Source organism: Pseudomonas sp. zfem001 (assembly GCF_032621725.1).
In the GTDB taxonomy this organism is placed as follows: domain Bacteria; phylum Pseudomonadota; class Gammaproteobacteria; order Pseudomonadales; family Pseudomonadaceae; genus Aquipseudomonas; species Aquipseudomonas sediminis.
On sequence record NZ_JAVYJI010000001.1, the window covers coordinates 635,478 to 644,955 of the forward strand.

The following is a 9,478-nucleotide window of genomic DNA, read 5'->3' on the forward strand; positions in this document are numbered from 1 at the left end:
GCGGATCAGGCAGCCTGACGGCTGTTGCGCGAGGCGACTCGGCGGTGACAGGCGTCACCGAAAGCCTGGAAGATCTTCACCGAATCCGGGTTCAGTGCAGCCTGCCATTCCGGGTGCCACTGCACCGCGAACAGGAAGGGCGACAGGCTCGGCGCATGCACTGCCTCGATCAGACCATCCTCGGCGGTGGCCAGCACTTCCAGCCCCTTGCCCAGGTTGCGAATGGCCTGGCCGTGCAGGGAGTTGACCTGAATCTCTTCCTTGCCCATCAGCTCGGCGAACCAGCTACCGGCTACCGGGCGCACACTGTGGCTGGGCGCGTACTGCACCTCGACCGGGTCCTCGGGATTCTCGCGATGGTCGTTGAAACCCGGCTCGGCGTAGACCTTCTGGTAGATGTCGCCACCCAGCGCCACGTTGATTTCCTGCATGCCGCGGCAGATACCGAAGATCGGCAGACCGCGAGCGATGGCGGCACGGATCAACGGTAGATCGAACAGATCGCGATCGCGGTCCTGGCCTTTGTTCGGCGTCTCGTTTTCCTGGCCATAGAGCGCCGGGTCGATGTTGCTGCCGGCACCTGTCAGGTACACGCCATCAGCCATGTCCAGGTACTGTTCGAGGTCGTCGATGCCACAGCAGGTGGGCACCAGCACCGGCACGCACCCGGAGAACTCGACCAGGGGCTGAATGTATTTGTGGGTCATTACCTGATAGTCGTGGCCCTTGCGCTCTTGAGCGCCCATGGACATCAACACGATGGGCTTGCGGAGATTGTTCTTGCTGGGGGTATTGCGGATCTTGTTGTCGGACATACGTCACCTTGGGACAGGCCGGGCCTATCGTTGCTGTGCAGACCGCTGGCCAGCAGAACACCCTGCTGTAGCACGTGCGGCCTGTTTGGCTAACCCCGCGCACCGAGACTCATCCTGAGCCTGAGTGCCGCCTTCCGACGGCGGCTCGAACCGGGTCAACTCCATCCAGAGAGGGGCTGCAGCGACGCTGCCCGTTACCCGGTTCGGCAACGGAATCTGCAGCCAGTCTGCCCGAGCCGTAAAATATGTCAAACAAATCTGCTCGAGATTTTCTGATACCTCATTGATTGCATATCAAGTGAACGCCCATAAAAAGGCATTTCAAGGGAAATACAGGCAAATCACCTACCAATGAAAAGTCCAATATTTAAAACACCCGTATCTCGGAGGTTCCACGTCCTAGAGCGGCGCCCGCGAACAAAACCCTATATAATCTGCGGTTTATTCCTGCTCACCGAGGACAAGCCTTGACCGCTCTGCCGCCCTGCCCAAAATGCAACTCCGAATACACCTACGAAGACGGCACGCAGCTGGTCTGCCCCGAATGTGCCCACGAGTGGAAAGCCGGCGAGAGCGCCGAGAACAGCGATGATGCGCGCGTGATCAAGGACTCGGTCGGCAACCTGCTGCAGGACGGCGACACCATCACCGTGATCAAGGATCTCAAGGTCAAAGGCTCGTCGCTGGTGGTTAAGGTGGGTACCAAGGTGAAGAACATCCGCCTGGTCGACGGCGATCACGATATCGACTGCAAGATCGATGGCATCGGTGCGATGAAGCTCAAGTCCGAGTTCGTCCGTAAGGTCTGATTTACAGCCGTCCCTCGCAGAAATTGACTAGCCTGAAAACAGGCCGGTCATGAGGAACGCCGTCATGCGCTATCTGCTGCTCGCTCTACTGGCTCTGACCCATTCGCTGGCAGCACAGCCCTGGCGGGTAGTGGGCGACGAACAGTTCGCCCCCTACAGCTTCGTCACCGCCGAGGACGATACGCCGCACGGGCTCGATGTCGAACTGGTCGACGCGGTACTGCGCGAAGCGCAGGTGCCGTATGAAATCCGCCTTTACCCCTGGGAGCGCGTCAAGCGCATGCTCGACCGCGGGGAAGTACAGATGGCCTTCCAGTTCGCCGGCACACCGCAACGTCAGCAGCAATACGAGCTGGTCGGTCCGCTGCGCAGCGGCTCGACCGTGTTCATGACCACTGCCAAGACCGCGATCAGCGACTGGAAGACGCTGGATGACCTGTCGCCGTACGTGATCGGCCAGGTTCGCGGCTATGCCTATGAAGAAAACTTCGACCGCACCGATCTGGCCCGTGACACCAGCGCCCAGAATCCACGGCAACTGGTGTCGATGCTGCTGGCCGGACGCATCGACATCATCGTCGGCGACCATACCCAACTGCTCTATTTCATTCGCGAACAGCGCGCCCAGGAACAGGTACGCGTGCTACCTCGCCCGCTGATCCAGATGCCGCGCTTCGTCGCCTTCGCCAAGGGTGATACCGAGCGCGCCCGGCAGTTTTCCGAAGCGCTGGTGCGCCTGCGCAAGGCCGGCACGCTGGATGAGATTCAGCAACGCTGGCACCAGTGACGCGCTACTGCACCGGCAGGAAATTCAGCAGGAACAGGCTCTGGGCGTAGTTGGCGCCCATCCGCCGGTAACGCTCTTCCAGCACATGGGTGAGCAGATCGAGGCGCGCCACCATCTTGCCGAACTCCACTGCATAGCTGAGGTTGTTGCCCTGCTCGGAGAACTCGTTGGATAGCAGCATCGGCTGACCCGTGGCATCACGCCGTTGCGAGAGCATCCAGCCGGCCTTCTCCAGATTGCGCGCGGCGTTGTGGATGAACTGCGCATTGAAGCTGTCGGTCAGGTAGAACTCAGTGCGGCCACCGTGAGCCGTCACCAGCATGCTGCCAATGGCATAGGTGAAGGCTGCCACGCGGTCGCCTTGAAATGCCGGGCTCAGCGAATAATCCAGCGCAGCGACATCACGTCGGCCGCCCAAGGTTGGCCAGTCCTGGTTATGTTCGATGGCGTACTGGATAGCGCGCTCGGCAGCAGCGGCGTCGGGCAGGGAATTCTTGCGCCATTCGCGTGGGTTACGTTGATACAGCTTGTTCATCAGCCGATAGAGGCTGTTGAGGTTGTTACGCATGGCCAGGGTAGCCATGCGATCGACGTCCGTCTGCAGCACCTCGGTGGGTTTGAGCGGATTGCGCGTGTGCAGGATGGAATCGTTATCCAGACGACCACTGCAGCCGCTGAGCAGCAACAGCACAGCCAGCACCGGCAGCACTAACCGCTGCAAACATACCGAGTTGTTGATTGGCCTGCCGTGTGCAGCAGACGCTGGCCTCGCTCCCATGCAGAGGTTCCCTGGCTGGCACGCGCCCCAATGGCGCGCGCAACACTCAGAACCTCAGTAAAGCGCAAAAATTCCACATTGCCTGTGCCCTGGCGCATAAATCGTGCCGATCAACGCACGACACGGCAGGAAAATGCGCCTGCTCAGGCCGGATTAGCGGCCCATTGCTCCAACCGCGTGACGCTTTCGCGGTACGGCTTGAGGCTCTTGGCCAGGAGGATGATCGACGTCGACACTGCCAGGGTGGTGATGATCAGCAGCGAATAGCGCAGCGCGGCGTCATCGGCGAAGACGAAGTCGGTGACCAGCGCCACGGCGGTCGGCCCCACTCCCAAGCCGATCAGAGTGATGACGAACAGATAGATGGCCGACGCCTGGCCGCGCATCGAATTGGGCATGATTTCCTGGATCGCCGCTGGCGCCACGCCGAACGGCATGCTCAGGCAGAACACCGTGGGGGCCATCAGCACGCTGGCCCAGAATCCGCTGTCCACCAAGGGATACAGCACCACCATGGGTAAGGCCCCCAGGGCCGCGTAAAGGCCGACACGCATGTTGGCATCGCTGCGCCCGCGCTTGGCCATCCAGTCAGCCAGTCGCCCACCAAAGACGATCCCCAGGCAACCGAACACCGCAACGATACTGCCGTAGACGATGCCGACCTGGCCGGCATCCCAACCGTGGGTACGGATGAAGAAGGTCGGTATCCAGGCGGCGCTACCGTAACCGGCGAAGGCCAAACCGGCGAAGCCGAAGTTGTGCAGCAGCACGGTACGTCGATTGGCACGAATGTAGCGCCCCACTTCGCTGAGCGGCACCGCCACCCCAGCACCGGCGCCACGCCGAGCAGGCTCCTTGACCGCGAGCATCAACAACGTGAAGAGCACGCCGGCACCGCCGAGAATGAGGAAGATAAGCTGCCAGGGACGCACCTCACCCAGCACCGGCAACGTAACGTCGCCCTGCGCAGAGGCAAACTGAATGACCAGGCCGCCAACCAGAAAGGCCAGGCCCGAGCCGAGGTAGACGCCCATGGAATAGACGCTGATGGCCGTGGCCCGGCGCTCGGCGGGAAAGCTGTCGGCAATCAGCGAATAGGCGGCGGGCGACAACGCCGCCTCGCCCACACCCACGCCGATGCGGCACAGGAGGAACTGCCAGTACAGCTTGGCCATGCCGCAAGCGGCGGTAGCGGCGCTCCAGAACAGAATGCCGACAGCGATCAGCCCGCGCCGACTGCGGGTATCGGCCACACGGCCCAGCGGAATGCCGCACACGGTATAGAACAGAGCGAACGACAGGCCCATCAGCAGGCTCATCTGCGTGTCATTGATCGCCAGATCGCGGCGAATGGGCTCGACCAGCAAGTTGAGAATCTGCCGATCAACGAAGGACAGGACATACGCCACCATCAGGATGGCAACAGTGGTCCAGGCTCGGGCACTGGAGGGATAGCCGTTATTTTTGTTATGCACGGACGCTCTCCTCGGCACCGCTTAGGGGGGCTTCTAAAAACGTAGGCGAGGCAGTCAGCGCAATACCGATGGCGGCCCCGCAAAAACAGGCGAAAAACGCTCGGAGTCGCGCTCGACTTTACGAGTTGTAAATGAGCATTTGACCGGGCTGGCGTTCCAGCCTGTTTTTAACGCAGCGATGACAACGCAGATAGTTTTTAGAAGTGCCCTTGACGCGATGCGCGACGGTTGAAAGAGTCGCCAGCTTAGGACGATATAAACAGCAGTGAGTATCGCTCGAAGGTGTTATCAGGTCGGCGAATGCTTCATACCCGCCGAGGCGAATGGCTCGCCCCGACGGTCAACGGGCCCTCAGACCATGACGGGCGCGCGCTCGCACAACACCTTCAACGCCGCCGCCCAGTCAGGATGATCGTTCAGGCAGGGCACCAGCTGCAGGCTTTCGCCACCGGCCTCGACGAACTGCTCGCAGCCACGGTCGCCGATCTCCTCCAGGGTTTCGATGCAGTCGGCGACGAACGCCGGGCACATCACCAGCAGCTTCTTCACGCCCTGCGCCGCCAACTCGTCGAGACGCGTCTCGGTGTAGGGCTCGATCCACTTGGCGCGCCCCAGGCGCGACTGGAAGCTCACCGACCACTGCTCCGGGCGCAGGCCCATGCGCTGAGCGAACAGCTCGGCGCTGCGCAGGCATTGCGCGCGGTAACAGTTGGCGAGTACCGCGGGCGAAGCGCTGCTGCAGCAGTCGTCGCCTTTCAGGCAGTGACCGCTGGGATCGAGCTTATGCAGGTGACGTTCCGGCAGGCCGTGGAAGCTCAGCAGCAGGTGATCGAATTCCTGCTCCAGGTAAGGCTTGGCACTAGCGCCCAGGGCGTCAAGATACTCCGGCTGATCGTAGAACGGCGGCAGCGTGGACAGGCGCATGTCCAACCCACGCTCACGCACCACCCGCTTGACCTCCTCGATCACCGTGGTGGTGGTGCTGTCGGCAAACTGCGGATACAGCGGCGCCAGGGTCACTTCACGAATCCCCTGCGCGGCCAGACGCTGCAGGGTCGACTCGATGGACGGTTCGCCATAACGCATGGCCAGTTCCACCGGACCCTGGGTCCACTGAGCCTTCATCGCTTCCTGCAGACGGCGGCTGATCACTACCAGCGGCGAACCGTCTTCCCACCAGATCGAGGCATAGGCGTGCGCCGATGCCGCAGGACGCTTGATCAGAATCAGCGACACCAGCAATCGACGCAGCGGCCAGGGTAGGTCGATCACGTAGGGATCCATCAGGAACTGATTGAGGTAACGGCGAACATCGGCTACTTCGGTGGACGCGGGCGAACCCAGGTTAACCAGCAACAATGCGTGATCGGTCATGCGAAATCCTAGCTATTGGTGGCCCAGTAGATCGGCTAGTGCCACATCCAGATGGGTGAAACGAAAACTGAAACCTGCCTCCAGCAGACGCGTCGGCACGGCGCGCTGACCGCCCAGCAGCAACTCGGACATCTCGCCCAATGCAGCGCGCAGGACGAAGGCCGGCGCCGGGAAAATGGTCGGGCGACTCAGCGCTTGTCCCAACGCCTTGGTGAACTCGGCATTACGCACCGGTAGCGGCGCGCAGGCATTATAAGGACCGCGAGAATCTCCGTGCTGCAAGAGAAACTCGATCAGCCCGATTTGATCGGCGATATGAATCCAGGGCATCCACTGCCGGCCATCACCTATCCGGCCGCCAACACCAAGCTTGAACGGCAGCAACAAACGCTTGAGCATGCCGCCGTCAGGGCTCAGCACCAGGCCGGTGCGCACCAGTACCACACGAACCCCCAACTCCTCGGCGCGTTGTGCAGTTTCTTCCCAGGCGCCACACAACTGGGCGGCGAAATCATCGGTGACCTGCGGCGTATCTTCACTCAGCTCACGTTCACCGCCGTTGCCGTACCACCCCACCGCCGAGCCCGACAACAACACCGCTGGACGCTGTGTACGCCCCTGCAGCCAGGCCAGCAACTGCTCGGTCACCCCAATACGGCTGGACCATAGCAGCGCCTTGCGCTTGCTGCTCCAGGGGCGGTCAGCAATGGGCGCGCCGGCCAGATTGATCACCGCGTCCAGTGGTTCTTCACCCAGCTCTTCAAGCCGGGCAATGCCTCGAACATCGGCCCCGCAGAGGCGCGCGACCTTGCTTGGCTCACGACTCCAGACAGTCAGGCGGTGGCCCTGCTCGCTCCAGTGCGCGCAGAGCGCTCGTCCGATCAGACCGGTGCCGCCGGTCAGCAGGATATGCATGGCATCGTCCTCGCATGGCAATGGAAGAAACTTCACCTTTAGTCTGGTTCATGACGCGCATACCTGTCGCGTTTGTCCTAAACCTAAAGCAAGGGAGCGCCGCTTTCGGCGACAGCTGTACATGAAAACACTCTTGTATAGCTTTTGTCCAAACCTTAGCCTGTATAGCATTCAGTGCTGACGAGGTAACCATGAACGCACCCATCGCCATCATTGGCACCGGCATCGCAGGGCTATCCGCCGCCCAGGCCCTGCACGCCGCCGGCCAGAATATCGAACTTTTCGACAAGAGCCGTGGTAGCGGCGGGCGCATGGCGAGCAAGCGCAGTGACGCAGGCAGCCTGGATCTCGGCGCACAATACTTCACCGCACGCGACCGCCGCTTTGTCGAGGTGGTGCAGCAATGGCAAGCGCGTGGCTGGGTCGCCGAGTGGCAACCGAGCCTGTACAACGCCCAGGACGGCCAGCTCAGCGCCTCACCTGACGAGCAACTGCGCTGGGTCGGCAGCCCGCGCATGAGCGCCATCACCCGAGCCATGCTCGGCGCCCTGCCGGTCAAATTCAGTTGCCGTATCACCGAAGTGTTCCGTGGCGACCGCTACTGGAGCCTGCTCGATGCCGAAGGCAACAGCCACGGCCCCTTCAGCCATGTGATCGTTGCTACGCCCGCGCCCCAAGCCAGTGCCCTGCTGGCAGCCGCGCCGAAACTGGCTGGCACCGCAGCGAGCGTGATCATGGACCCGACCTGGGCGGTGGCGCTGGGCTTCGAACGCCCGCTTGATACCCGCGTGGAAGGCTGCTTCGTGCAGGACAGTCCGCTCGACTGGCTGGCGCGCAATCGCAGCAAACCCGGCCGCGACAACCACCTCGACACCTGGGTGCTGCACGCCAGCAGCGCCTGGAGCCGACAGAACCTGGATATGCCCAAGGAAGCGGTGATCGAACAATTGCACGGCGCCTTCGCCGAGCTCATCGGTTGCGCCGTGCCGGCCCCGAGCTTCACCCTCGCCCACCGCTGGCTGTATGCCCGCCCGGCACAGGCGCATCAGTGGGGGGCACTGGCCGACGCCGACCTCGGCCTGTACGCCTGTGGCGACTGGTGCCTGTCGGGCCGCGTCGAAGGTGCCTGGATCAGCGGCCAGGATGCTGCACGCCGCCTGCTCGAGCACCTGCAATGAGCACGCCCGACAAGCGCCGTCTCAACCCACGCAAACTGCTGTTGTCGAAATGGACGGCCGCGCAGCCGCAGAATCGCGAGCGTCATTTCCTGGTGACCGAACTGATCCGCGACGAGCAAGACAACGTCCTCGGCGTCGAGCTGCAAGCGGTGCTCACACAACGCAGCCAGCAGCTCGACTGGCGTCAACTGCAAGATACCGAGCGCTGGCTGCAAGGTTGGCGCTGACCTCCAAGGCGATAGCTTGTGATGCCACCTCGGGCAGACACCACTTACCCACACAAGAAAACCAATACCAAACCTATACAAAGCATTTGACTTGTATAACTACACACCTATGATAGACGCAAGTTGTACATGGATTACTGCATGTACAAGGTCTAACGAGGTCAGGTTATGCAAGCGAGCAAAGCCAAACTGGGCATCAGCGCCTGCCTGCTGGGCGCCGAAGTCCGCTATAACGGCGGCCACAAGCTGTCGCGCCTGTGCAGCCGCAGCCTCACCGAACACTTCGATTTCATCCCGGTTTGCCCCGAGGTCGGCATCGGCATGTCGATCCCGAGGGAACCGATTCGTCTGGTTGGCGACCCGAACGCGCCGCGCGCTGTCGGCAGCGTCGACCGCTCGCGCGACGTCACCGATGCCCTGGCCGCCTACGGCGAGCGCATGGCCAACGAGCTGCAAGGCATCAGCGGCTACATTTTCATGCAGCAGTCGCCCTCCTGCGGCCTGGAGCGGGTCAAGGTCTACCAGGAAGGCGGACGCCCGAGCGAGCCGGGCCGCGGCATCTTCGCCGCCGCCTTCTGCGCGCGGCACCCGGATCTGCCGGTGGAAGAAGACGGTCGCCTCAACGACCCGGTCCTGCGCGAGAACTTCATCACCCGCGTATACGCCCACGCCGAATGGCAACGCCTGCTGCTGCAAGGCCTGACGCGCCGTTCACTGATCGCCTTCCACTCGCGCTACAAGTACCTGCTGATGGCCACCGATCCGGTGCGCTACAAGTCGCTCGGGCGCATGCTCGGCGACCTCAGCCAGCACGACCTGGGCGAACTGGCGCCGCGCTATTTCAGCGAACTGATGAGCGCGCTGAAGAAATGCGCCACCCGTGGCACCCACAGTAATGTGCTGCAGCACCTGAGCGGCTACCTCAAACGCACCCTGAGTGCCGACGAGAAGCAGGAGATGCAGCAACTGATCGGCCAATATCGCGAGGGCATCGTGCCGCTAGTGGTACCGCTGACGCTGCTCAAGCACCACTTCCGCCGTCACCCGGATCGCTACATCGCCGAACAGGCGTATCTGCAGCCGCACCCCGAGCCACTCAGCCTGCGCAACGCGCTGTGAT

The 9,478-nt window shown here is 62.2% G+C and carries 10 protein-coding genes; 5 read left to right on the plus strand and 5 right to left on the minus strand.

Going from position 1 to position 9,478, the window contains the following annotated elements:
- Positions 1-5: 5 nt before the first annotated feature.
- Positions 6-815 carry a type 1 glutamine amidotransferase gene (locus tag RTH74_RS03110; RefSeq protein ID WP_316913711.1) on the minus strand — a complete coding sequence of 270 codons (810 nt, stop codon included), beginning with the start codon at positions 813-815 and terminating at the stop codon, positions 6-8.
- A gap of 467 nt (positions 816-1,282) precedes the next feature.
- On the opposite strand from RTH74_RS03110, the gene RTH74_RS03115 reads away from it, so the two are divergent.
- Positions 1,283-1,624, plus strand: a complete 342-nt coding sequence (locus tag RTH74_RS03115) for a zinc ribbon domain-containing protein YjdM (RefSeq protein ID WP_058487120.1) — start codon at positions 1,283-1,285, stop codon at positions 1,622-1,624.
- 64 nt (positions 1,625-1,688) lie between these two features.
- Positions 1,689-2,411 (plus strand): substrate-binding periplasmic protein, encoded by a 723-nt coding sequence (locus tag RTH74_RS03120; RefSeq protein WP_099522334.1) that lies wholly within the window; start codon positions 1,689-1,691, stop codon positions 2,409-2,411.
- A gap of 4 nt (positions 2,412-2,415) precedes the next feature.
- Here RTH74_RS03120 and RTH74_RS03125 read toward each other — a convergent pair whose 3' ends face one another.
- The 4 genes from RTH74_RS03125 to RTH74_RS03140 all read right to left on the minus strand — a co-directional run bounded on the left by RTH74_RS03125 (position 2,416) and on the right by RTH74_RS03140 (position 6,953).
- Positions 2,416-3,189 (minus strand): hypothetical protein, encoded by a 774-nt coding sequence (locus RTH74_RS03125; protein WP_231976562.1) that lies wholly within the window; start codon positions 3,187-3,189, stop codon positions 2,416-2,418.
- A 143-nt stretch (positions 3,190-3,332) separates the two neighbouring features.
- A complete protein-coding gene (locus tag RTH74_RS03130) occupies positions 3,333-4,664 on the minus strand; it encodes an MFS transporter (RefSeq protein WP_316913712.1) in 1,332 nt (443 codons plus the stop codon).
- Between the two features lie 351 nt (positions 4,665-5,015).
- Positions 5,016-6,038: a ferrochelatase gene (gene hemH / locus RTH74_RS03135; RefSeq protein WP_316913713.1), complete on the minus strand. Its 1,023-nt coding sequence runs from the start codon at positions 6,036-6,038 to the stop codon at positions 5,016-5,018.
- A gap of 12 nt (positions 6,039-6,050) precedes the next feature.
- Positions 6,051-6,953 carry a TIGR01777 family oxidoreductase gene (locus RTH74_RS03140; RefSeq protein WP_316913714.1) on the minus strand — a complete coding sequence of 301 codons (903 nt, stop codon included), beginning with the start codon at positions 6,951-6,953 and terminating at the stop codon, positions 6,051-6,053.
- Positions 6,954-7,144: 191 nt separating this feature from the next.
- Between RTH74_RS03140 and RTH74_RS03145 the strand changes: the two genes are divergently transcribed.
- From RTH74_RS03145 to RTH74_RS03155, 3 genes are all read left to right on the plus strand, one after another.
- Positions 7,145-8,131 carry an NAD(P)/FAD-dependent oxidoreductase gene (locus tag RTH74_RS03145; protein ID WP_296230799.1) on the plus strand — a complete coding sequence of 329 codons (987 nt, stop codon included), beginning with the start codon at positions 7,145-7,147 and terminating at the stop codon, positions 8,129-8,131.
- Positions 8,128-8,358, plus strand: a complete 231-nt coding sequence (locus RTH74_RS03150; protein WP_036999188.1) for a TIGR02450 family Trp-rich protein — start codon at positions 8,128-8,130, stop codon at positions 8,356-8,358. The genes RTH74_RS03145 and RTH74_RS03150 overlap by 4 nt, the downstream gene beginning before the upstream one ends.
- A gap of 168 nt (positions 8,359-8,526) precedes the next feature.
- Positions 8,527-9,477: a DUF523 and DUF1722 domain-containing protein gene (locus tag RTH74_RS03155; protein WP_316913715.1), complete on the plus strand. Its 951-nt coding sequence runs from the start codon at positions 8,527-8,529 to the stop codon at positions 9,475-9,477.
- Position 9,478: the final 1 nt, after the last annotated feature.